Source organism: Neptunicella sp. (assembly GCF_048268085.1).
Classification (GTDB): Bacteria; Pseudomonadota; Gammaproteobacteria; order Enterobacterales; family Alteromonadaceae; genus Neptunicella.
On the sequence record NZ_JBLWWF010000001.1, the window covers coordinates 91023 to 115049 of the forward strand.

Consider the following 24027-nt stretch of genomic DNA (forward strand, 5'->3'; position numbering starts at 1 on the left):
ATTTATCGATTTAATTTATTTAACAACATAGCACGTAATGCGCGGGTTTTATTTGGATCAAGTTTGCCTAGAAAGCCTTGTGCTTGTTCAGGCAAATGTTGTGCTGCACGGGTTTTATCATCGGAAAAAATGTAATAATCGAATATATGTTTCCACGCTTGTCGTTCGTGCTCAGGTTTATCCCGTAAACTTAACATGGCGTGGTACAGCACATTCATCGCAGCACCGGTATAGCGGGGAGATTCACTCCACCAGTAATTAATCAGGGTATTGAAGGAGCTTAAGCTCTCCACTTGATGCCACCACATTGCGGGTAAATACAACGCATCTCCTGGCTCTAATTCAGCGACTTGCCCATTAGCTATCGCTTCGGAAAAATGCGGATAGGTATTTAAATCCGGATTAGCAAAGTCCACCATACTGAGTGCTTGTCCACCGGGGGTGAGATGTAGCGGTCCAGGATACAGGTTGCCTATCTGATCAGGTGGAAACAAAGTGAAACGACGTTGACCCACTACACAACAGGCAATGTTATCTGAAGCATCATAATGACAGCATGCTGTAGTGCGATTACCAATCCAGATACTGGCACGAATCGATTCTACTGGAAATTCAGCCTCAGGCCGCGGGATATCAATATCATTCTCGGCTCTTAGTTGAGGAAAGTGACTGTCGATCACATTGGAAGCGATATAGTAGGAGGGCGGTTCAGGCTCCGTTAGTGTATCGAGAATGAGATCCAAAAATTCATCTATTTGAACTTGTTTATTGTCGTAATTAAGTCGAGTGACGCGCTCATCGTAAAAAAAACGGCCTTTGAGTTCCGGCTTGCCAAAATAGCCAAAAGAGGGCGCTCCATTATAATGTTGTTTTAAATAATCCACCACATTATGGGGTGACTGCTTGCCTAATTGAACTAATGGCCAGTGCTTAACCAAGCCTTTAAGTATTGCTGGCTTGGCCTCAGCAATCACCTCTTGGAGACATTGCCCCTGACTGGCGTTTTCAACTACTTTAGTTTTGCTTTTAATGGATGTCATTATTCAATTTAGTCAAGAATAGTGTTAGCGATTTAGCTTCTGATTTTTGGTTTCAATTAAACGTCTTATATTGCTCATCGAAGCCACTACAGCAAAGGCTAGTTGTAGAAATCCGGCCTGATGTAATTTGGCCAACTGTTCGGCATTAAGAGACTGAAGTCTACTCTCATCAATTGTGTAGTTACCCACAAGACGGTGTTTTTCACCGTTGTTTAGCTCGAACTCAATATTAACCGACTCAATGAGTTCGTATTCATTAAATGCTGCAAACATAGCGTCACTAATCGTCATGCCCTGATGCATTACATTGAGTAAGGTCGATATATGCTCCAAATAAGGACTATTACCACCATGTTCTAAAAAAATGGCTTTACCTCGCTGCTCATTGACCTTGGGATGATCCATATCAATGTGGATAACCGGCACTTTTTGCTGTTCCCCATTATCTTGCTGAGTTTGGAAGCCAATCAGAAAGGGGCCTCGTGCTAGGGCTGAGGGAATATAGTGGGCGGCCCAACCGGAGTCGAGTGATTCATCCAAATATAAATTTTCGGATTGCTGGATGCCCAATAATGCGACGGCCTGAAGTTTTTTACTTTCTTCATCTTGCCGGAACAGGATTGGATATTCTTTTTGTAATTCAACAAATTCAGTAGGGAAAGCCATTACGCTAGTAATATTGTCGCCGTACTCAGCGCTGTATTGGGTGATAACTTTAGTATTTTGATGCTGAATATTATTGAGTAAAGCGTGTTGAGTCATTAAGGATACCGTTTTTAATATTGTTTTTGGGCTAGGTTAACGCAAAGGTTAAGTTAATACTAAAAAGTATTACAAAGAAAAGCCGCTGATGACAGCGGCTTTTAATTGAGTTATCACGTTACTGACTAACGAGACCTAAGTCTTGATTAGAAAGTATAACGTGCACCTACCTGGTAACGTGCACCTAAGTCAGTTAAGTACCACAACTGAGTGCTATTACGGGCATGTGAACGGCTATTTTCACCGGTAATATTCAAACCTTCTGCGAAAACAGTCAGGTTCTCAGTGATTTCGTAGCTGACGTTAGCATCAATCTGATAATACGCTTCAATATACTCAGGGTTATTAGAACCCCCCTTGTTGATTGCATTCAGATACTCATCACGCCAGTTATAGGCGATACGTGCTTGCAAGCCATCTTTTTCATACATGGCTACCAAGTTAGCGGTATCACTCAAACCAACTAGAGCAAATTGCGATACGTCTGGATCCCCTTCGTTATCGAAACCAACATCACCACGCACTAATGTGTAGTTAGCTGATACACCAAAACCGCTATCACCGAAGAAGTGTTGGATGGCAAATTCAGCACCATACAATTTTGCTTCACGGTTGTTATCCGGTGTATCGGTACGGAAGGTGATTAGTGGATCATCACCGTTGGCACGCAAATCAAATCCAGCATGGTTGGCTAAAAAGTCAATTTGGGTTTGATCACCAGTGAAGGTTGGGTTAGGCCCATATTCAGCAATCATATCTGGTGTATCTTTATACTCATTAAACACCATCATGGCATATAAATAAGTATCATCCAGTGCAAAACCAGCATCTTGTACATCCTGTGCTGCAGCTAAAGCTCGTGGACCGGCAGTTACATCACGAATATCCAGTATGGTTTGATCAACTTGTTTGCTACCAATAAAGTTGATTACGTTTTTCTGGAAGATACCTGCAGATATGTAGCTGTAATCATCGTAATACCATTCAAGTGAGAAATCGTAGTTAGAAGACTCAAGTGGCAATAATCCTGGGTTAGATGCACTAGCCGTAGGTTGCGCACCAAGCAGGGTAGAACCACCACCACCACCAAAGTTTGAAGCTGATACACCCAAGTTACCTAATCCAGCGCGTGAAATGGTTTTGCTGAATGAGAAACGGCCAATGACTTCATCAGTTACATGCAATGTAAAGTCTAAGCTAGGCAATACATTGTCGTAGCTATTTGAAGCGTAAGCTGGAGTTGCTGGAATACTACCATCAACGTAAGGAACAATATCGTTGTTATCTTCCCAACTAAAGTAGGTAGTATTCACTAATGAGCTGGAATCAACATCGGTTTTTTCATATCGCAGACCGGTTAACACATCAAAAGGCATACCGCCTAGCTCACCATATAACGCAATCTGGAAGTAAGCTGCTTGAGTTTTCTCTTTTACTATATTATCAGTAGATAATGCTGTTTCAGATGCGGTAGGGATACCCGGATACAGATTTAAACCCGCATCATATAGCTCACGAGGATCAGCAATAAAGCCGTAACCGCCTGAGTGGGTTGAATAGTCATCAAACTCGTTAGGTAAATCGAAAGGCTGAATCAAGTCACCGAACTCACCGGGATTACCGACGTTCCAGTTACCCATGGCAATGTTATTACCAGCGGTTTGGTAAGTATGAGATTCCATATCGCGGGTTTCAACACCAAAGTCAAAACGACCATCATCAAACTCGTAGCTACCATCGATTTTAACTTGAGTAATTTCGGTTTTTTGACCGGCATTACGTAAACGGGCAATGGATGAACCCACATCGCCTGGATCTACTTGACCATTGGCGTTGGCGCCTTTGCCAGGTGTTGCATCATCATACACGTTTAAGTAAGTGGGCAAATCTGCTCCCCACCACCATTCACGTGATTCGACAATAGGAGCACCTAAACCTACCGCCAGTTCACCAGTATTACGTGGACCAGTACCACGGCTGTACATTTCGGAATCATGTGCATCCAAGGTTAGTGATAAACGATCATTTACCCGATAATCAAGGTTAAGACCTAAAGATTTCAACGTGTTAGTTTGTTCACGCCACTGTTGCTCATATCCTTCATCTACTGCACCTGGATCGTAGTTTTCAGAGATATAAATAGGTGTTTTTACCGCTGAATCATCAAACTCGACCGTATCAGTTGCACCACCGGTTTGAAGCCAGTTCGTGATTTCACCACGTAGTTCTTTGATGTTGTTTTCAGCAAAAGTGTAATCTACGGTACCCGTCAAGTTTTCCATTGGGCGGAATTGTACGGTTAATTGTGCGTTATCACGAACGCGCTGGGTATTGGAATAAGCATAGCGAATATCGTTTGGACGAGCATAAAGCTGACCTTGATCTGGCGCATTAAGATATGTTGCGGTTGTGTTGTTATTCCACAATCTGTCCGGATCGGCAATATCATCCCAGTAATCAATATTCCAATCATTCACGGTGGCACCAGTATAACCGGAATCACGACCTTGATGACTGGCTGACAAGCTAATACCGAAGGTAGAATCATCGTTGGCATAGCTGACTAAACCAGCTAGTTCTGGAGTAACATCATCACCAGTACGATTAGTGGTATCGTGTACGGCTTTAACACCTGCTGAAGCGACAAAGCCATCTTTATCTAATGGTTTGGCGGTGAGCACGTTAATCGTTGCACCGATACCCCCCGTCGCAATATTGGCTTTACCGGTTTTATATACTTCAACTCCTTTAATACCTTCAGAAGCTAGGTTACCGAAATCAAACGCACGTGTGCTACCGCCACGCGTGGTACCATCAGCACCTGAACCTGCACCGTAAGTCGTTGCTGCTGGCATGGTACGACCATTTAAGGTCACCATGTTATTACCCGCACCAAAACCACGCACGGTGACTTCTGAACCTTCACCGTTGGTACGGCTGATGGAAACACCGGTGATACGTTGTAAGGATTCCGCTAGGTTGGTATCAGGGAATTTACCAATATCTTCAGCAGAAATGGCATCTACTACACCCATCGATTCACGTTTAATCGCGGTTGCTGCGGCCAAACTGCCACGGATACCTTTTACTTGAATAACTTCTACATCGGCACCTGCTGCTGAATCTGCTTCTTGTGCCATAGCCGGGGCTATGACTGCACCACCTAGCATCAGTGAGATGCTGGTAGAGAGTAATGATTTGTTAAATTTTTTGTGTGTATTCATTTGTTGTTGTCCGTCTTGTCTTTTCTAATTGAGCCAAAACTACAATGCGAGTGTGAATGAATGCTTTTACTTATTAAATCAAAGACACTTGTCATTTTTGGTCGACGTAAACAATTAAACTCGCTGTATTTTATGCACTGGATACAACATTCGCTTAATTGTATGAAAACGATTTTAGACACAACTAGGTTGAGATTATGTTGCAAAAAAACGTTTTCACATTGTTATTTTTAACACAATGACAACATTTTGCAAACGTTTTCATTTCATTTTTACAAACGTTTTCATCTTGGCTTTAACGTAAATCCCGAATAATCTGGGGTTGCATGGTTTAATTTTGATAACGCTTTTAGAAAAAAATCGGCAATTTCTGGAGAATTTGAATTTAAAGACTGTAAACGGTTACATTTGATGGTTCTGTCACATATACTCGGCGGCTATCGAAAATAGCTATTAAAAAGGCATGGATAAAATGAAACCAAAAATGGCTTACATTCAGGCTCTCTGTTTAGGACTGTTTTTGTTAACAAGTTGTAGTCAACCTAATGAGCCAAATTCAACGACCTCGATTAACACCGATCCCGTCAGCGTTCAAGCTGATGATTTTGTGTCGGTTAAACATGGCAAATTTGAACTAAATCATCGCCCTTATTACTTTGCCGGAGCTAATTTTTGGCATGCCGGTTATTTAGGTGCCGAAAGACATCCGGGAGATCGTCAACAGTTAATTAGAGAACTGGATGTACTAAAAGCCAATGGCATTACTAATTTAAGAGTACTTGCGGTATCCGAGGCCAGTGAGCTAAAAATGGCGCTGAATCCAGCTATTCAAAGCGAAGCCGGTCAACTCGATGAGTCATTATTGCAGGGGCTGGACTTTTTGCTAGTCGAATTGGCTAAACGGGATATGAAAGCCATTTTGTTTTTGAATAACTTTTGGCAATGGTCCGGTGGGATGTCGCAATATGTGGCATGGCAAACCGCACAGCCAGTAGTGGATCCCGATGTCACGGGTGACTGGAATGGCTTTATGCAAAATTCGGCAAAATTCTATCGTATGCCCGAAGCACAAAAAGTCTACCAACAGGTTATCAAGACAGTGGTGGGGCGAACCAATTCCATCTCTGGCGTCAAATACAGTAATGATCCTGCCATTATGACGTGGGAATTAGCCAATGAGCCTCGTCCGGGTAGCGATGCTGACGGTCAGGCTAATACCGACGCGTTTATTCAGTGGGTGGACAATACTGCTACGTTTATTCATCAACTTGCTCCCCATCAATTAGTTACCACTGGCAGTGAAGGCGTCATGGGTACGTTGCAAGATGAAGACATTTATCTGCGTGCCCATAATCTGCCTGCTATCGATTATATTACTTTCCATATGTGGCCTAAAAACTGGAGCTGGTTTGATATTAATCATCCTGAAGCCACTTACCAATCGGCGGTCACCAAAGCGCAAGCTTATGTAGCTAAACATATTCAGTATGCGGCACAACTTAACAAGCCGGTGGTCATGGAAGAATTTGGCATTGAGCGGGATAACGGCGATTATCGGCCATCATCCACCACTCAATGGCGAGATAAATTTTTTAGCGAAATATTTAACCAGTGGTATCAGGCCGGCCAATCCGGTGCCAATATTGGTGGCACCAACTTTTGGGCATGGAGCGGTGAAGCCCGCACCCAGCGCGATGATTTTATTTGGCAAAGTGGTGATCCGTTCTTTGGTGATCCGCCACAGGAGCCACAGGGCTTAAATTCCGTTTTTGATCAGGATAGTTCTACGTTGGCAGTCATCGCCAAGCACGCAGCGCAAATGGAAGCACTGACTCATCAACCTTCTACTGCAGATAAGGTAGAGGCGTTACTTAGCCAAATGACGTTGGCTGAAAAAATTGGTCAAATGACTCAGGCTGAGCGCAATCATGCCACCCCGGAAGATGTGAAAAACTACTTTTTAGGATCCATCTTAAACGGCGGTGGGTCGGTGCCGGGCGATAATACGCCGCAAGACTGGCGCGATATGATTGATGCCTATCAACACGCTGCCTTGTCCACCCGTTTAGCCATTCCGTTTATTTATGGTACCGATGCCGTACATGGGCACGGTAATGGTAAAAATACCACCCTGTTCCCGCATAACGTCGGTTTGGGCGCCATGCGTAACCCTGAATTGATGGAAAAAATTGGCCGAATTACTGCTGCAGAAACCACGGCTTTTGGGGTGCACTGGAATTTTGGACCCGCATTATGTGTTAGTCGCGATGAACGTTGGGGGCGAGCCTATGAATGTTATGGTGAAGATCCTGAAATTGGTGAATCTTATGCCGGACCTTATGTGACTGGCTCGCAAGCCTCGGGTCAGATGATTGCGACTGCCAAACACTGGGTCGGTGATGGAGGAACCACATACGGCACTGGTGATCACGAATATATCATCGACCGCGGTGATACCCGCGTTAGCATGGATGAGCTTCGTAAAATCCATATTGCGCCCTATTTACCGGCATTCAAAGCTGGGGTGGCATCGGTGATGTACTCCTATAGCAGCGTCAATGGATTGAAAATGCATGAAAACCAGCTACTAAACAACATGCTTAAAAATGAGTTGGGCTTTGATGGCTTTGTGGTATCAGATTGGCAAGCCATTGAAGAAGTGCAGGGTGAAACTAATCGCGAACGAATTGTCCGTTCAATTAATGCCGGTTTGGATATGGCCATGGAGCCGGAATTCTGGAAAGAATTTATAACCGACTTAACGGCAGCGGTGAATGATGGTGAAGTGCCGTTAAGCCGAATCGATGATGCGGTACGCCGTATTCTCACGGCTAAATTTAATTTAGGTCTGTTTGATCGTCCTTATACCGCAGATCGCACCATTCCGGCGAAATTAGCCGTAGGTACGCCAGAGCACCGTGCGGTAGCTCGTGAAGCGGTAGCCGAATCACTGGTGATGCTGAAAAACGAAAACAATCTGTTGCCTCTGAGCAAAACAGCCAGGATATTTGTCGCTGGTAGCCATGCCGATAATATCGGTTTGCAATCGGGTGGGTGGAGTATCCAGTGGCAAGGCGAAAAACAATCTAGCAATCAAGGTACTACCATTTTACAAGGCATTCAGGCATTGGCGGGCGACGTAACTTATGCCAAAGATGGTCAAGGCGCACAAAGCAGTGATGTGGCCATTGTGGTAGTGGGGGAAAATCCTTATGCCGAAGGCTGGGGGGATTATAACGTGCAGCCATGTCAATATTGTCAGCCGTTGACCTTATCCGCTGAAGATTTAGCTACTATTGAAAATGTGAAAGCCAGCGGAGTGCCGTTTGTCGTAGTATTGGTTTCTGGCCGTCCATTGCTAATCAGTGAGCAATTACCTGATTGGAATGCGTTGGTAGCCGCCTGGTTGCCGGGTACCGAAGGCGCTGGTGTCGCTGATGTATTGTTTGGTGATCACCCCATGGGCGGCAAATTGGGAGTCAGCTGGCCAGTTAATCTGGAGCAAATTCCGATTAATGTGGGCGATAAAGACTACCACCCACTGTTTGAATATGGCTATGGATTGACCTATCCGTAAAGAGTCGTAAAAAACTTACATAAGACAACCCTTACCAAGCGCTGGTTCTTTGTTAGAATCAGCGTTTTATCACACCAAATGAGAGACATTATGAGTTATCAAGCAGCCAGTACCCGATACGATGAAATGGTTTATAAGCGCTGTGGTAACAGTGGATTATTGTTACCTTTTATTTCCCTTGGCCTATGGCATAACTTTGGTGATGAAGCGCCTTATGATGTGGCCGAGAAAATGATCCTGCGCGCGTTTGATCTGGGGATTACCCATTTTGATTTGGCCAATAATTACGGTCCACCTCCAGGCACCGCTGAAACAAACTTTGGCAAGATATTCCATCAACATTTAAAAGCTCACCGTGACGAGATGATTATCTCCAGTAAAGCCGGTTATTTGATGTGGGATGGCCCTTATGGTGAATGGGGATCCCGTAAATATTTAATTGCTAGTCTGAATCAAAGTCTGAAACGGATGAATCTGGATTATGTAGATATATTCTATTCCCATCGTCCTGATCCGCATACACCATTGGAAGAAACCATGGGCGCACTGGACAGTATCGTGCGCAGTGGTAAAGCGCTGTATATTGGTTTATCTAACTATAACGCGATACAAACTCGCCAGGCCGTTGCCATTTTAAAAGAGTTAGGTACGCCTTGTTTGATCCACCAACCCCGCTATTCGATGTTTGATCGCTGGACCGAAGAAGATGGTTTGCACACAGAGCTTGAACAACAGGGCATCGGTTGTATCCCTTTTTCTCCGTTGGCGCAGGGCTTATTGACCAATAAATACTTAAATGGCATTCCTGCCGATTCTCGTGCCGCAGATAAGAATAACCAGTTTTTATCTGAAGATCAGATCACCCAGGAAAAAGTCGATAAAGTGATTAAGCTAAATAAAATTGCTGAAGCCCGTGGCCAGACCATGGCCCAGTTAGCGATTTGCTGGATCCATCGTCAGCCTTCAGTGGCGTCGGTAATTATTGGTGCTAGCAAAGTTAGCCAAATCGAGGATATTGCTGCAGCGCAAAGCAATTTATCGCTGACGGATGATGAAGTAAGAGAAATTGATTTAATTCTTAAATAACATTTAACGCCTTGTCGTTAAAATAAAAAAACCGCAATTAATTGCGGTTTTTTTATGCAGGAATAGTGATTAATGATTATTGGGCGGCTAATCCGACCTCAATCACTTTTTGTAATGCCTGTTTGGCGCTACCATCGCGATTAAACAGCAAGGGGTAGTTGGTGCGTCCAGCAACCGGCCAGCCATTTAACCATGAGTCACCGTCTGTCACGCCCCAAAAGGTAATACGATCTATCTCTTTGTGGTGTTTCAGGAACAGCTTAAAAATAGCCGCATAACGATCACCTAACGCGGCATCGGCACTGGCAGGGAAGTTACCGTCTGGATAGGGATTATTTTCTGGTGTGGCGATGCGTTTTTGCAGATCCACGTTGGCGCCCGCGGCACCAAAAAACTGTGAGCGGCCCAGAAAATCGATATCCAGTTCGGTGATGTGTAGGGGTAATCCGGTCGCGGCTAGCGCGCTCAGGTTTTGGTCGATTTCATCCAAAGTGGGGCTTGTCATATCCCAATGTCCCTGCACACCAATACCATCAATTGGGATGCCGCGCGCTTTAAAATCGTTCACCATCTTAATCACGGTGGCGACGCGCCCCGGACGGGTCATACCGTAATCATTGTATAGCTTAACGGCATCGGCCGGTAATTCGTCGGCAGCAATAAGGAAGGCTTGCTCAATAAAGTCATCACCAATAATTTGGTTATACAGTGATTTGCGCAGGCTGCCATCATCTTCAATGGCTTCGTTAACCACATCCCAAATTTTGATTTTATCACCATAGCGGCTAGCCATTAGTTTGGCTCGTTCGCGCATCCGTTTTAACAGCGCATCACGACTGAGCAAGTTGCCATTGTCATCTTTAAATACCCAGTCAGGGGTTTGGCTGTGCCAAAACAAGACATGACCGACGGCGTTAATGCCTTGTTCAGAGGTAAACTTAACGAAGTTATCTGGGGCTTCAAAATGGTACACCCCTGGTTGTGGGTTAAAGGGGCCCCACTTCATGGCATTATCCATCGTCGCAGCAGAAAAATGCTGTTTAACAATTTGCATTTTAATTGATGAAGGGTCAGCCACCATCCCGTCATTTAAGGTGGCACCAATTAAAAATTTACCGGCATAGGCATCTTTAAGTGAAGGGCCATTATGGGAAAGTTGTTCTGTGGCACAGCCACTCATCATGGCCAGCGACAGTAGCGCTGTACCAATTAGTTTTGTACTGAATCTAGTCTGTTTTAACACGATGTAATTCTCATTGTGATTATCTCTGCGCGGAGTATAACAACATTCAAATCCGCGTCTGTGGGGTTGCTAAATAAAGTAACGCCTAAAAGAAATTGTTAAATATATGTGATCGTAAACATCCGCGTGTTAAATCGGGGTAGCAACTAAAATATTGATGGAAAAAAGGTAATAATCAAGATTTAAACAGACGTGGGTAAAACTAGGCGATAACGTAATCCCTTGATTATATGAGTACGCGCTGGCATTGGTAGGTAAAGCCCATTCTCGTGTTGACCAAAACAAAAATGCTACAACCTTGTTTTTACAAAGAAAAGTTAGGTAAAGTAAAAAATTAAATTAGGAAATGGCGTAGGATTTAGTCGGCAGTTCCTGTAATAAACTGGTAGGTTTGAGGAGAGTTTTGTGGCAACTAAAACCTAACCAGAAAAAACACTTGGTTTTGCTCATTCGTCGCTAATTTTAACCAACTATTTTTGGCCGGTTAATTTGGCCTTGGCATCCACCGTTAAGGGCAATATGAGAACCCATTTATTGATATTAATACCTGCGCTGCTGCTTATATCGTGCAACAACAGCTCAATTGATATTGAGAAAATCGAAGAGGAAGTGTCGTCGGCTAAGGTAATATCATGCGACGATTTTCAGTCAATAACGACTGAGAATGGTTTGCTATACAACAATGTTTGGAATAAACGAGCTGCTCAAAATCACCCCCATTCACAATGTCTAACTTCAAAAACATTCGATGGCAAGGAACAACAAGGTTGGACTTGGGATTGGCCTGAAGGAAAAAGAGTTATCTATGCTTATCCGCAAATAAAAGTGGGTGCTTCACCATGGCAACCCTCTCCCAGTTTTAACAATACCTTCCCAGTTAAAATATCTTCCTTAGCATCGCTATCTCTTTCATTTGAATTAGACATTTTAACCAACAGCAATTACAACATTGCGAGTTCAATGTGGGTCACAAAAACGCGAGTTCTCGGCGCACAACCTCAACCTTCATCTATCGCGGCAGAAATAATGGTGTTATTCGATAACTTTGAAGCTGGTTTGTAAACCACTGGCGGCATTGGGCGCAATCCACAAATTAAAATCGCCGGGTTCGGTGACGTTTTGCATACTGATATTGTGGAATGCTAACTGATCAGTACCCAAGGTGAAGGTCACTGTCTGACTTTGCCCCGGTTGTAGTGTGATTTTTTGCCAGTCTTTCAGTTCGCGTACTGGTCGGGTGACATCCCCCACCACATCCTGAATATACAATTGCACCACTTCACTGGCTTCGCGTTTGCCGGTGTTGGTAATAGTGGCAGAGGCATGGAGTTTTCCATCCATATTCAAACTGGTTTTGTCGAGTTTAAGATTGCTGTAGTCAAACGTACTGTAAGTCAGACCGTAGCCAAATGGATAGGCAGGACGAAAGCCAATATCCAGATAGTGGGAATCATTACCCAGCGAGCTTTGCCATGCCTGTACCGGAATATCGTCGATTGGCACATAATCTTTGTCATTCGCCGGGCGACCGGTATTTTTATGGTTGTAATAAATCGGAGCCTGAGCCGCGGTTATCGGGAAGGTAACTGGTAACCGACCCGACGGGGAAACCTTACCCAGTAACAAATCACTGATGGCCGGGCCTGCCATGGTGCCAGGGTGAAAGTTGAACAACACCGCATCGACATCATTAATAATATTGCCCAGTGTTATGGGGCGTCCGGCCATGACTACCAAAATGAGTGGCTTGTTCAGTTTGGCTAACTCTTTAATGAGCGCTTCTTGAGCGCCAGGCAAGCTAATATCGGCACGGCTGTGGGCTTCACCAGATAAAATGGATTCTTCACCGCCCACAAATACAATGCGATCGGCCCGTTTAGCTGCTTCAATCGCAGCGGCAAAACCATCCTGTACTTTCACCCGGCTGTAAGCCAATCCATCGGCAAATAAAACATTTTGTTTGCCTAACTGTTGCTGCATGGCATCCAGCATCGTGATGTTATTTTCAGCGCGACCATCAAATACCCAGGTACCCATTTGTTCATGGGCGGCATTGGCTAAGGGGCCGATTAACGCAATTTTGCCTTGAGATGTCAGTGGCAGGGCGCCGTCATTTTTTAGCAAAATGGCTGACTGTACCGCGGCTTGTTGGGCTAACTGGCGATGTTCGGCGGATAGAATAGTGGATTTTTCGACCTTACGACGTTGAGGATGGTCGAATAAATTTAAGCGGAATTTCATGCGCAGAATATTGCGTACCAGATTATCCAGTTGAGCATCGTTAACTTTGCCTTGTTTGATTAGTTCGGCTAAATAAAGCTCATAAGTATCGCTGGTCATTTCCATATCTAAGCCAGCATTGGCGGCGCGCTCGGCTGCCTGTTTTTTATCGGCAGCATAGCCATGGGCGATCATTTCAATTACTGAATCCCAATCACTAACCACCATGCCGTCATATTGCCATTCGCCACGTAAAATATCAGTTAACACAAATTTATTGCCGGTAGCGGGGACGCCATTTAGTTCATTAAAGGATGTCATCATTGATGCCACACCTGCATCGGCAGCGGCTTTGAAGGGCTTAAGATATACATCACGCAATTCGCCTTCGGGGATCATTGCGGTGTTGTAATCCCTTCCACCTTCGGCGGCGCCATAACCGACCAAGTGTTTGGCGGTTGCCGCCATCGCCGTAGGGTTACTTAAATCATCGGTTTGGAAGCCTTTAACCATGGCGACTGAAAATGCCGAAGTGAGAACCGGATCTTCACCAAATGACTCGGCAATCCGTCCCCAGCGTGGATCGCGGGCAATATCCATCATGGGGGCAAAGGTCCAGTTAACTCCTAATTCGGTGGCCTCAATAGCGGATACTCGCGCACCACTTTCGGCAAGTTCCGGTTGCCAGCTGGCGGCTAATCCTAGCGGGATAGGGAAGATGGTTTTAAAACCATGGATTACATCACGACCAAACAGTAACGGAATACCTAAACGTGATTCTTCTACGGCAATGCGTTGTAACTCATCCCGTTCATCAGGTTTCATTACATTTAAAAAAGCGCCTACGTTACCGGCTCTAACCGTGGCTTTTAAACTGTCGGGAAGTGGGCCTTTTGCGCGGCTGGAACGGCCACGCAAATTCGTCTGGCCAATTTTTTCGGCCAAGGACATTTTGTTGAGGAGTTGCTCCACTTTTTGTTCAATGGGCGGTTCTGTTTCGGCGTGTGCTTGCACCAGGGGACAACACACACATATAACGATGGCAGCGAATAAATAACGCCGCATAATGGTAAAACCTAGTTCCATAATAAAATCCTCAATTTCTATCACAATCCATTCAAATGGTATTTTGACTTGTTTGGAACCCTTTATTAATAAGGGTGAAAACGGTTGCAGAAAGATTAACATAGTTATACTGTTGTGACACTTTTTTAACAATTTTTACATTGGAACCCTTGAATGAATTTGCTATCGTCTGTGCGCCAGTTGACTAGACCACTGTTAATTATTGTGATGGGCGTGTCTGGCAGCGGTAAAACTACGTTGGCTAAAGCGTTATCGAAACAGTTGCAGTTTCGTTATGTGGAAGCCGATGACTTTCATTCGGCCGAAGCCAAACACAAAATGGCAGCGGGGATTCCGCTAACGGACGATGATCGCCTCCCCTGGATTGCACGGATGTGTGACGATTTGCAGTTACAGGCAAAACAAGCACAAAGTTGTATTTTGTCCTATTCAGGATTGCGGGCGGAACATCGCGATGCGTTTCGGGGGTTGCCATTTGATACGATGTTTATTTTTTTGCATGGTGATCAGCAGATCATTTTGCAACGGATGCAGCAGCGGCAAGGGCATTATATGCCTGCGGCATTATTGCAAAGTCAGTTTGATAGTTTGGAGTCACCATTAGGGGAAACAGATGTGATAGCTGTTGAACTTAATGGAACTATGGATAGCGTTTTGCAGCAGGCAGAACAAAAAATAACAGAGTGGATCGCCACGCTGGCGTAAATCTGTGTTTAAATGGCGCAATGTAAGCGCTTTCTTTTTAAATTATTATAAGAGTTAATTATGGAAAATACCGCAACAGCTGTTGAGCATAATGATCAAAAAAATTACACCGTTCCATTATTTATATTGACCAGTTTGTTTTTTATGTGGGGATTTATTACCTGCTTAAATGACATTCTGATCCCCCATCTAAAAATTGTTTTCGATCTGAATTATTTTCAGGCCATGGCAGTTAATTTTGCCTTCTTTGGTGCCTATGCAGTGGTGTCTTATCCGGCCGGTACTTATGTGAAAAAAGTGGGCTATCAGAAAGGTATTGTCACTGGTTTGACCGTGGCGGGAGTAGGATGTTTGATGTTTTATCCAGCCGCCGCAATGCAACAGTATGGGGTGTTTTTATTAGCCTTGTTTATTCTGGCTTCCGGTATCACTGTTTTGCAGGTGGCAGCTAATCCTTATGTTACTCGTTTAGGACCGGTTCGCACTGCATCAAGTCGATTAACATTAACTCAAGCCTTTAATTCATTAGGCACTACTATCGCCCCCTGGTTTGGGGCTTTGCTGATTTTCTCCGTTGCTACCTTATCTGCGGCCGATTTAGCCGTGATGTCAGCCGAAGAGCTCGCCACTTATAACGCCACTCAAGCGGCGTCGGTACAGTTGCCTTATATAATTCTTGCAACGGCTTTGTTTGTCTTGGCGATTATTTTCTCTCGTTTGAATCTACCGGTGATAGAAGAACCACAACAAACTGAAGTGGTCGGTGGTATTCGCGAAGCGTTAAAACACAAGCATTTGCTATTTGGAGTGATCGCCATTTTTGTTTATGTGGGTGGTGAAGTGGCTATCGGTAGCTTTTTGGTTAGTTTTTTTGCTGAGCCATCCATTGCCGGATTAGCCGAGAAAGAAGCTGCTGCGTTAGTCAGTTATTACTGGGGCGGAGCCATGGTAGGGCGATTTATCGGGGCTGCGGTAATGACTAAAATATCTCCTCGTGTGGTATTAACCTTTAACGGGGTTGCGGTAATGGCATTGGTTCTGGTGGCAATGAATACCTCTGGGACGGCGGCTATGTGGTCAATTCTGGCGGTAGGATTATTTAACTCGGTTATGTTCCCGACTATTTTTAGTTTAGCAATTGAAAAACTCGGCCCGTTAGCCAGTGTTGGGTCGGGCTTGCTTTGTGTTGCCATTGTTGGCGGGGCAATTATCCCGTCGCTACAAGGGTTACTTGCTGATAGCCAAGGTTTACAGTTTAGCTTTATCTTGCCGGTTATCTGTTACTTATATATCGCATGGTACGGTTTTGTGGGTAGTAAAATCCGTTCAAACTAAAATCCTTGGCGATGACTTATCGGGTAGTTCTGCTACCCGATATTGTTATCAACTCCACATCACCATAATCGCCGCAATCGCGATTAATACTAAGCCGAGTGCATCTTTTATCTGTAAACGTTGCCGTAGCCAGAATGCCGAAATTAACATGGTAAAAAACACTTCAACTTGACCGAGGGTTTTGACATACGGAACCGCTTGCAACGACATGGCACTAAACCAACCAATCGAGCCTACGCAACTGGCTATACTGGTTAACAAGGTGAGTTTGGGACGTTGCCACAAGGCTTTTAGACTGTCGCGATCACGCAGCAGTAAAAACATGATTAATATAAGTGTTTGTAAACTCAGTACTAACAACAATACCCAGGCGGCGCTATGGGGAAATGGAAGTCCTAAGGCTAAACTGGCTTCACGAACCCATAATGAGGTTAGAGCAAAACTGCTTCCACACGCCAGACCTAATACAACCGTGGTAAGAGACAAACTGCGAAAACCGCTTTTGGCACTCATTAAAAAAACGGCTACCCCGCCAATAATAACGCCGAGCCAACCTAGTAAAGATAGGGTTGTACCAAAGAACAGCATACCCAATACTGCCGCTACCAGTGCCTCGCTCTTGGCTAATCCTGCGCCGATGGCGTAGTTATTCATTTTAAATAACTGCACCATTAATGCAGTTGCAATAATTTGCATTAGAGCTGCACCAACAATAAAACCAGTAAAAGTGGGAGTAAAAACCGGTGCGTCGACGGGTCGCCAGAAATACAACACACACAGATAAAGCCCCGCAATAGGACTAGCCCATAGAAAGCGGGCTAAGGTTACCCCAGTGACTTTCACTTCTTGGCCCAGGCGGCTTTGAAACGCATTGCGCCATGACTGCATAAACGCTGCCAGTAGGGTAAAAAATATCCAGCTCATATTAAGGTCGCTAAGTGGCTTAATCGCGCGACTCTTTTACACTGAGTATCTTGACCGGATGCTGCAATATTTGCCCTTGGGTATAGTCTTCATCTGTTTTGGCCGCATCACGAATTTGATGGATTTTTCTGACAATATCCATTCCTTTAGTCACTCGTCCAAATGCGGCAAAGCCTTGGCCATCTTTATTGCGTTGCCCGCCAAAATCCAGCGAAGGTTGTTCCCCAATGCAGATAAAAAAGGCTGAGGTGGCGCTATCTGGTGTATCACGGGCCATTGAAATAGTACCATCCAAATGTTTAATACCAGTGGCTTTGGTGGTTTCTAAAGGAATGGGCGGATAGTCGGTAAACTCAGGATTAGCCCCGCCTTGAATCACCTCAATTTTTGGGGTGCCGTTATCATTATCCAGACGCACGACCCGGTAAAACTCTCCGCCATCAAAGCCGTTGGCTTGCACATAACGCAGAAAATTAGCGCTGCTAATTGGCGCTTGATCACTGTAAAGTGCTATTTCGATATTCCCCAATTCCGTTTGCATGATCAGTGTTGTATTGGCAGCTTGAGACAATGAACTGGTGATCAGTAATCCAAGCGTGGTGATTAAACAGAATATCTTTTTCAATGTTTTCAAAGTTAACACCTTGTTGACTATAGTGAATTGGCGATTAATTTAGCTTAACGATTTAACCCATTGTTGGCGAGGATAAATAACCTGAACGGCCGACAAATAAGGATCAATATGAATAACTGCAGACAACTTATCGCCATGGTGGCTTTGCTAATCGTAGCAATACCAAGCTGGGCTGATGTGACACTATGGTATAACGCGAATGGTTATGGTTTTGATCAAAATAAAGCCTTGCGCCATTTTGAGGCATTAGCGGTAGAAAACGGCAAAGTCCTTGAGGTGGGGAACAATGCCATTAAGCAACATTATCCCGATGCCAAATTGATTGATTTAGATGGCAAAGCCGTCTTACCCGGACTGATTGATGCCCATGGGCATTTTATGGGGTTAGGCTATAGCCTGTTGGAAGCGGATGTCCGGGATATTCGCAGCAAACTGGCAACGGTTAAGGCGGTGGCATCATTTGCCAAACAAAATCCGGATTTGGATTGGGTTCGAGGTGGAGGCTGGAATCAGGTCCTTTGGCCAGAAAATGATTTTCCTAATGCCACTGATCTGGATGAATTTATTCAGAATCGTCCTGTCTGGTTGGAACGAGTCGATGGCCATGCTGGTTGGGCTAATAGTCTGGCGCTCAAAATGGCGGGGATTGACGCCAGTACTATCGATCCGCCCGGTGGGCAGATTTTGCGGGATAAAGATGGTAAGCCTACCGGTATACTGATTGATAATGCTATGCAATTGATGCGTGAAGCCTTACCCCAATATGATGCCAATAGTTTTAATTTGGCCTTTGAAGCAGCGCAATCCCATTTGTTAGCACTAGGTCTGACGTCAATCCATGACGCCGGTATTGAACAGGATGTCTATGATTTTTATCAGCATCAAGTGGCAAATAATAAATTAAAAATGCGTATCTACGCCATGATTGGCGGCTGGGATAGCAATTTATTATCCATGTTGGAAAAAGGGTTTGTTCAAGACGATCAGGATTTACTGTCTATTCGAAGCGTAAAACTGGTGGCCGACGGAGCGTTGGGCAGTCGAGGTGCGGCATTGCTCGAACCTTATTCTGACGATCATGACAACACAGGTTTGATGGTCACCTCAGAACAAGACTTGAACCGGTTGTACGAACAGATTATCAAACGGGGATTCCAGTTGAATGTGCATGCGATTGGCGATCGAGCTAACCGTATAGTACTCGACCAATATCAGGCCGCATACCAAAAAGTCGGAGGCAAGGATCTTCGTCATCGAATTGAACACGCACAAATAGTCAATCCGGCCGATATTCCCCGATTTAAGCAACTTAAATTAATTGCCTCAATGCAGCCCACGCATGCCACCAGTGATAAAAATATGGCCGCAGACCGATTGGGTGAAGAACGACTAAAAGGCGCTTATGCGTGGCACAGTATGTTAGCCCAAGGCACTATTGTGGCCGGAGGTTCGGATTTTCCGGTGGAATTAGCCAATCCATTTTTTGGATTGCATGCCGCGGTGACCCGTCAGGATCGCAATAATCAACCCAAAAACGGTTGGCTACCAGAGCAGAAGATGACACGTGAACAAGCACTGCGGGCTTTTACCGCAGATGCCGCTTATGCTGCCTTTCAGGAAGATAAAATAGGCAGCTTGAGCCAAGGTCAGTGGGCTGATTTTATTGTGGTAGACCGCGATATATTTGCCATACCAGAACAGGACATCTGGAAAACCAAAGTATTACAAACCTGGATAGCGGGCGAGCAGCAGTTTTAAACCTGCTGCCCAGTTATGATCATGGTGATACCGGATGCACAAAGGAAAAGAATGAAGTTGGATTGATATATTGGCGCTCCCACTTACGGATAGGGGAACGCTTTTTCGCTTCTGGTGACGTTCGGGGTTTATATTCTCAGCGCTGAATATGGCATTTGCCTGTTTAATAAACTGGGATTTCGCGTTTATATTGCATATTTTCCAGCGATTCGATACCAAACATTAAATCGGCACTGGCGCGATTACAGGCTACCGGAATATTCCACACCGAGCATAACCGTAATAATGCTTTAACATCAGGATCATGGGGGGCTGGATTCAGCGGATCCCAGAAAAACACTAAGGCATCCAAACCACCTTCGGAAATCAACGCGCCAATTTGCTGGTCGCCACCTAATGGGCCACTTTTATAGCGATGAACTGGCAGTTGTAGGGCGTCTGCAACCAATCCACCAGTGGTGCCCGTTGCGACCAATTTATGCCCCTGTAATCGGCTTTTATGGGTCACTGCCCAGTCAATTAAATCTTTTTTCTTATGATCGTGGGCGACCAAAGCGATGGTTTTCTGCATGTGTTAACCCTTCAATAAAACTAGCAAACTGTGTGAATGGGCAATATTGAAGCAGAGTTTAGAAAGATAATCTACTTAGGAAACTGGCTTTCGGGCAGGGCTCAAACGTATCCAGTTTATGTAATTTTGTATTGGCATGCTGACTAATAAAATCGCCACGGCAGGGATCGAATTGGTAATCCTGCTGCCATTGCTGGATATTTTCTGCAATCTGTTTAATGGCATCCACAATCTGACGTGCTTCCTGATCGGTGCTGCTAGGATGCAATGATACCCTGATCCAACCGGGCTTATCGGTGAGATCGCCACTATCGATTTTATTGGTGATATTCTGCGATTTGGACTCACTGACATTTAACAGAATGTGACCATAAGTGCCCGCGCATGAACAGCCTCCCCGAGTCTGAATACCAAATCGATCATTCAACAAGCGCACAATCAGGTTGTAATGCACATCGGGAATATAGAATGACACAATGCACAAGCGTTCTCGCACTTTAGGCTCCAGCATCACGACATTGGGTATCTGATCCAGGCCGTTCATCAGAATATCGACTAATTGCTGTTCCCGCTGGGCGATGTGTCGAGTACCCATTTCTTCTTTTAGCTTAATCGCCAACGCGGCCTTGATGGTTTGCAAGAAACCGGGGGTTCCACCATCTTCGCGGACTTCAATATCGTCAAAAAAGCCCTGTTTTCCCCAAGGATTAGTCCAGCTGACGGTGCCGCCTCCAGGTTGATCCGGAACTTTATTGGTATACAGCTTACGATTAAATAGCATAATGCCGCTACTACCAGGTCCACCCAGAAATTTATGTGGCGAAAAGAAAATCGCATCCAGACGAGCATCAGGATCTTGTGGATGCATATCGATATCCACATAGGGCGCTGAACAGGCAAAATCAACAAAGCAGATGCCATCGTGCTGGTGCATGATTCTGGCCAACTGATGATAGTCTGTCTTGATCCCGGTAACGTTGCTACAAGCAGTAAACGAACCGATTTTTAATCGGCGTTCGGAATAACGGGTCAGCAATTGTTGCAGGTGGTCCAAATCCGGTAGTCCCTGCTGATTCGGTTTAATCACTTCTACAGTCACTTCACAGGTATTCCATGTCGTTTGATTGGAATGATGTTCCATATGAGTAATAAACACTACCGGCTTGTCGCTATCGTCGATATGGATGCGATCTTGCCATTTTTCTGCGATACGTAATCCGAGTATTCGTTGCAGCTTGTTAATAACGGTGGTCATGCCTGATCCGCTGCTGATTAGTATATCGTCCTGATTGGCGTTGACATGCTGCTTAATAATTTTTTGTGCATCATGGTAAGCGCTAGTCATGGTCGTACCGGTGAGATTTGTTTCGGTATGGGTATTGGCTACATAGGGCCCCAGATAATCAGTGATAAAGCGTTCTATCGGACGATAAAGTCGGCCACTGGCAGTCCAATCCGCATAGAGTACATCGCGTTGTTGCCCGGAAATGTCGTGGCTTAACGATTGACCAATAATATGTGGCCGAAAGCGCTTAAAATGTTTTTGACTAGACATGACAACAACCCAATAATTAAATTAATGGCTATTGTGAATTAAATTCCGATAAAAGTAAATTAATTGGTATTTTGTTTCTATTTATTGTTTTTTATTAGTTTTAATGGTTCGATAATTATCTTTATTCACTACAAGTGCGCCAGAGGAAGTTGAGTGGTACTTTTAATGGTTTCCATGACAAAGCTAGCACTGACATCATGTAAATCCGCTTCAATTAGCCGTTTATACAATTGATCATAGCCACGCATATCCGGCACTACTGCATGTAATAAATAATCCAGTTCGCCACTCATCCGATACACACCAATGACTTCGGCAATGTCACTAACAATAGAACAAAATTTCTCATACCAGTCACTATTGTGTTGATTCGTTTTAATCGAGATAAACACCGATAAGCCCAGATTGAGTTTATCTTTATTGAGCAAGGTGACACTGCCTAGCACAATTCCGTCTTCTTCCAGTTTTTGCATTCGTCGCCAACACGCGGTCTTGGATAGGCCGACCCGCTCGGCGACTTCGGCCACTGACAGTCGAGCATCGGTTTGGAGTGTTTGTAGAATTTGTTTATCAATCGAGTCCATAGTGTTCCGCAGTAAATGGATTAAAAATAATCGGTATCAGTCGATTAGAGTCATATCAGGTGAATATCGAGATTAAGGGGAATATGCCATAAAGCCAAGTCTTGAGGGGAATAATTTAGTGATATGATGTCATGGATCAGAAAATTAAAAATGGGTTTAATTGGTGGGGAGCGACATCAGTGTGCGGAGTAAGCAGAATATTGTGGCGTTTGCTGGCTATTAGCGCACTTATTTTGGGGTTGATTGGAATTCCATTACCGGGATTGCCTACCGTTCCTTTTATGATTTTAGCGGCATGGGCAGGCAGTAAAGGCTGGCCAGCACTGGAAATTTGGTTATTGAATCATGCTGATTTTGGTGAACCGATCAGACAATGGCGTGCTTATGGGGCAATCCCTACTAAAGCGAAAATACTTTCCTCCGTCATGATGTTCTTCAGTGGCATTATTTTTTGGCTGATGGATCACCATCTCTACCTAAAGTGCACAATAAGTATCGTGTTTATATTGGTCGCAGTTTGGATTTGGCGAAGACCAACGCCACATAGCAGAAACAGTTATGAATAATTAAAAGGGATTGGGGTGATGACAGTTGATTGAGATGAAAAGATAAAACTGGTGCAGATGGGGAGACTTGAACTCCCACGACCGTTAGGCCACTAGCACCTGAAGCTAGCGTGTCTACCAATTCCACCACATCTGCAAGAGGCGTGGATTCTATACTGGTTAAACTGAATTGAAAAGCCCGACCGATAAAATTTGCTAATAAAAAGCTATATCGTTGAATTCTTAATAGAATAGCTTGTAATTGAACACATTCGCCCCAAGTTATTGCTGCAAGTCATCGAAATAAAAGTAATAAGTCATTTATGCAAACCAATATAGTTGAAATTAATTTAGAAAATTTTCAGCAAGTTATGCTGGAAGACTCTCAACATAAGTTAATTGCCGTTGAGTTTTGGCAAGACGGTGTTGAACAATGTGAACAAATGGCCTTGATACTGGCCAGATTAGCCGCTGAGTATAGTCAGGACTTGATTCTGGCAAGGGTTAACTGTCAGCAACAACCTGAGGTGGTACAGCAATTTGGTGTACGCAGTTTACCTACCGTGATGTTGGTTAAAGCCGGTCAACCTATTGATGGCGCTGTAGGTCCTCAAACTGAAAATGACCTGAGGGAATTGCTGAATAAGCATTTGCCCAAACCAGAAGAGGCATTACTCACACAAGCTAATCAGGTCATGCTTACCGGTGACTTGGAACGTGCAGCGGTGTTGGCTAAACAGGCCTATGATCTGAATAGTGACAGAGCGGATATTAAGTATTTATTGGCAGATATCTATATTCAGCAAGGCCATGTTGCACCGGCTAAAAACTTGTTGGAAACCATCGGTTTAGTCGATCAGGATCATAATTATCAGCGTTTACTGGGCTCAATAGAATTGGCCGAACAAGCCGCCGATACTCCCGAAATTCAAGCGTTGCAAGCAGAGCTGGCCAACGATCCGGATAATTTCGAGTTAAAAGTCAAACTGGCAGTCCAATTACAACAAGCCAAACGGAATGAAGAAGCACTTGAACTGCTATTTCAGGTATTGAAAAAAGATCTGAGCTTCGGTGATGCCAAAAAATTCGCATTGGACACCATTAATGCATTACCTGCCGGCGATCCGCTGGCCAGTCTGTACCGCAGAAAGATTTACGCACTTTTATATTAGTTTGTG

At 44.4% G+C, this 24027-nt stretch carries 18 protein-coding genes and 1 tRNA gene; 8 read left to right on the top strand and 11 right to left on the bottom strand.

Annotated elements, in window-relative coordinates:
* Positions 1-2 precede the first annotated feature (2 nt).
* The 3 genes from ACTD55_RS00455 to ACTD55_RS00465 form a co-directional block, all read right to left on the bottom strand.
* Positions 3-1040: a cupin-like domain-containing protein gene (locus tag ACTD55_RS00455; protein WP_438862328.1), complete on the bottom strand. Its 1038-nt coding sequence runs from the start codon at positions 1038-1040 to the stop codon at positions 3-5.
* A gap of 24 nt (positions 1041-1064) precedes the next feature.
* Entirely contained in the window at positions 1065-1802 is a 738-nt protein-coding gene (locus ACTD55_RS00460; RefSeq protein ID WP_438862329.1) for a SapC family protein, read from the bottom strand.
* Positions 1803-1948: 146 nt separating this feature from the next.
* Positions 1949-5026: a TonB-dependent receptor gene (locus ACTD55_RS00465; protein WP_438862330.1), complete on the bottom strand. Its 3078-nt coding sequence runs from the start codon at positions 5024-5026 to the stop codon at positions 1949-1951.
* A 472-nt stretch (positions 5027-5498) separates the two neighbouring features.
* On the opposite strand from ACTD55_RS00465, the gene ACTD55_RS00470 reads away from it, so the two are divergent.
* A complete protein-coding gene (locus ACTD55_RS00470; RefSeq protein WP_438862331.1) occupies positions 5499-8603 on the top strand; it encodes a glycoside hydrolase family 3 N-terminal domain-containing protein in 3105 nt (1034 codons plus the stop codon).
* Between the two features lie 90 nt (positions 8604-8693).
* Positions 8694-9689: an aldo/keto reductase gene (locus tag ACTD55_RS00475; RefSeq protein ID WP_438862332.1), complete on the top strand. Its 996-nt coding sequence runs from the start codon at positions 8694-8696 to the stop codon at positions 9687-9689.
* 76 nt (positions 9690-9765) lie between these two features.
* Here the strand turns inward: ACTD55_RS00475 and ACTD55_RS00480 are convergent, their stop codons facing one another.
* Positions 9766-10932, bottom strand: coding sequence for an endo-1,4-beta-xylanase (locus tag ACTD55_RS00480; protein ID WP_438862333.1), 1167 nt, complete (start codon positions 10930-10932; stop codon positions 9766-9768).
* Between the two features lie 495 nt (positions 10933-11427).
* Here ACTD55_RS00480 and ACTD55_RS00485 point away from each other — a divergent pair, with 495 nt between their 5' ends.
* Positions 11428-11994: a hypothetical protein gene (locus ACTD55_RS00485; protein ID WP_438862334.1), complete on the top strand. Its 567-nt coding sequence runs from the start codon at positions 11428-11430 to the stop codon at positions 11992-11994.
* Here the strand turns inward: ACTD55_RS00485 and bglX are convergent.
* Positions 11965-14238 (bottom strand): beta-glucosidase BglX, encoded by a 2274-nt coding sequence (gene bglX / locus ACTD55_RS00490; RefSeq protein ID WP_438862335.1) that lies wholly within the window; start codon positions 14236-14238, stop codon positions 11965-11967. The genes ACTD55_RS00485 and bglX overlap by 30 nt on opposite strands.
* Positions 14239-14391: 153 nt before the next feature.
* Here bglX and ACTD55_RS00495 point away from each other — a divergent pair, with 153 nt between their 5' ends.
* Both ACTD55_RS00495 and ACTD55_RS00500 read left to right on the top strand, forming a co-directional pair.
* Positions 14392-14943, top strand: coding sequence for a gluconokinase (locus tag ACTD55_RS00495; protein WP_438862336.1), 552 nt, complete (start codon positions 14392-14394; stop codon positions 14941-14943).
* A gap of 60 nt (positions 14944-15003) precedes the next feature.
* Complete coding sequence (locus tag ACTD55_RS00500) at positions 15004-16278, top strand: sugar MFS transporter (protein WP_438862337.1); 1275 nt, start codon at positions 15004-15006, stop codon at positions 16276-16278.
* A 48-nt stretch (positions 16279-16326) separates the two neighbouring features.
* Here the strand turns inward: ACTD55_RS00500 and ACTD55_RS00505 are convergent, their stop codons facing one another.
* The gene (locus ACTD55_RS00505) at positions 16327-17202 is read right to left on the bottom strand and encodes an EamA family transporter (RefSeq protein WP_438862338.1); all 876 of its coding nucleotides are present in this window, start codon (positions 17200-17202) and stop codon (positions 16327-16329) included.
* 19 nt (positions 17203-17221) lie between these two features.
* On the bottom strand, positions 17222-17845 hold the full coding sequence (locus ACTD55_RS00510) for a peptidylprolyl isomerase (RefSeq protein WP_438862339.1): 624 nt from the start codon (positions 17843-17845) through the stop codon (positions 17222-17224).
* Positions 17846-17944: 99 nt separating this feature from the next.
* Between ACTD55_RS00510 and ACTD55_RS00515 the strand changes: the two genes are divergently transcribed.
* A complete protein-coding gene (locus tag ACTD55_RS00515) occupies positions 17945-19594 on the top strand; it encodes an amidohydrolase (RefSeq protein ID WP_438862340.1) in 1650 nt (549 codons plus the stop codon).
* A 163-nt stretch (positions 19595-19757) separates the two neighbouring features.
* Here ACTD55_RS00515 and ACTD55_RS00520 read toward each other — a convergent pair whose 3' ends face one another.
* The 3 genes from ACTD55_RS00520 to ACTD55_RS00530 all read right to left on the bottom strand — a co-directional run bounded on the left by ACTD55_RS00520 (position 19758) and on the right by ACTD55_RS00530 (position 22304).
* Positions 19758-20165 carry a methylglyoxal synthase gene (locus ACTD55_RS00520; protein WP_438862341.1) on the bottom strand — a complete coding sequence of 136 codons (408 nt, stop codon included), beginning with the start codon at positions 20163-20165 and terminating at the stop codon, positions 19758-19760.
* 58 nt (positions 20166-20223) lie between these two features.
* Positions 20224-21720, bottom strand: a complete 1497-nt coding sequence (locus ACTD55_RS00525; protein WP_438862342.1) for an aminotransferase class V-fold PLP-dependent enzyme — start codon at positions 21718-21720, stop codon at positions 20224-20226.
* A gap of 128 nt (positions 21721-21848) precedes the next feature.
* Complete coding sequence (locus ACTD55_RS00530; protein WP_438862343.1) at positions 21849-22304, bottom strand: Lrp/AsnC family transcriptional regulator; 456 nt, start codon at positions 22302-22304, stop codon at positions 21849-21851.
* A gap of 131 nt (positions 22305-22435) precedes the next feature.
* Between ACTD55_RS00530 and ACTD55_RS00535 the strand changes: the two genes are divergently transcribed.
* On the top strand, positions 22436-22870 hold the full coding sequence (locus tag ACTD55_RS00535; RefSeq protein ID WP_438862344.1) for a YbaN family protein: 435 nt from the start codon (positions 22436-22438) through the stop codon (positions 22868-22870).
* 49 nt (positions 22871-22919) lie between these two features.
* Here the strand turns inward: ACTD55_RS00535 and ACTD55_RS00540 are convergent.
* Positions 22920-23006: transfer RNA gene (locus ACTD55_RS00540), tRNA-Leu, on the bottom strand.
* Between the two features lie 166 nt (positions 23007-23172).
* Between ACTD55_RS00540 and ACTD55_RS00545 the strand changes: the two genes are divergently transcribed.
* Positions 23173-24021, top strand: a complete 849-nt coding sequence (locus tag ACTD55_RS00545; protein ID WP_438862345.1) for a tetratricopeptide repeat protein — start codon at positions 23173-23175, stop codon at positions 24019-24021.
* Positions 24022-24027: the final 6 nt, after the last annotated feature.

Excerpts from the sequence above, each read along its gene's own strand:
- ACTD55_RS00455 (WP_438862328.1), bottom strand. The coding sequence starts at position 1,040 with ATGACATCCATTAAAAGCAAAACTAAAGTAGTTGAAAACGCCAGTCAG.
- ACTD55_RS00460 (WP_438862329.1), bottom strand. The coding sequence starts at position 1,802 with ATGACTCAACACGCTTTACTCAATAATATTCAGCATCAAAATACTAAA.
- ACTD55_RS00465 (WP_438862330.1), bottom strand. The coding sequence starts at position 5,026 with ATGAATACACACAAAAAATTTAACAAATCATTACTCTCTACCAGCATC.
- ACTD55_RS00470 (WP_438862331.1), top strand. The coding sequence starts at position 5,499 with ATGAAACCAAAAATGGCTTACATTCAGGCTCTCTGTTTAGGACTGTTT.
- ACTD55_RS00475 (WP_438862332.1), top strand. The coding sequence starts at position 8,694 with ATGAGTTATCAAGCAGCCAGTACCCGATACGATGAAATGGTTTATAAG.
- bglX (WP_438862335.1), bottom strand. The coding sequence starts at position 14,238 with ATGGAACTAGGTTTTACCATTATGCGGCGTTATTTATTCGCTGCCATC.
- ACTD55_RS00495 (WP_438862336.1), top strand. The coding sequence starts at position 14,392 with ATGAATTTGCTATCGTCTGTGCGCCAGTTGACTAGACCACTGTTAATT.
- ACTD55_RS00500 (WP_438862337.1), top strand. The coding sequence starts at position 15,004 with ATGGAAAATACCGCAACAGCTGTTGAGCATAATGATCAAAAAAATTAC.
- ACTD55_RS00505 (WP_438862338.1), bottom strand. The coding sequence starts at position 17,202 with ATGAGCTGGATATTTTTTACCCTACTGGCAGCGTTTATGCAGTCATGG.
- ACTD55_RS00515 (WP_438862340.1), top strand. The coding sequence starts at position 17,945 with ATGAATAACTGCAGACAACTTATCGCCATGGTGGCTTTGCTAATCGTA.
- ACTD55_RS00520 (WP_438862341.1), bottom strand. The coding sequence starts at position 20,165 with ATGCAGAAAACCATCGCTTTGGTCGCCCACGATCATAAGAAAAAAGAT.
- ACTD55_RS00525 (WP_438862342.1), bottom strand. The coding sequence starts at position 21,720 with ATGTCTAGTCAAAAACATTTTAAGCGCTTTCGGCCACATATTATTGGT.
- ACTD55_RS00530 (WP_438862343.1), bottom strand. The coding sequence starts at position 22,304 with ATGGACTCGATTGATAAACAAATTCTACAAACACTCCAAACCGATGCT.
- ACTD55_RS00535 (WP_438862344.1), top strand. The coding sequence starts at position 22,436 with ATGGATCAGAAAATTAAAAATGGGTTTAATTGGTGGGGAGCGACATCA.
- ACTD55_RS00545 (WP_438862345.1), top strand. The coding sequence starts at position 23,173 with ATGCAAACCAATATAGTTGAAATTAATTTAGAAAATTTTCAGCAAGTT.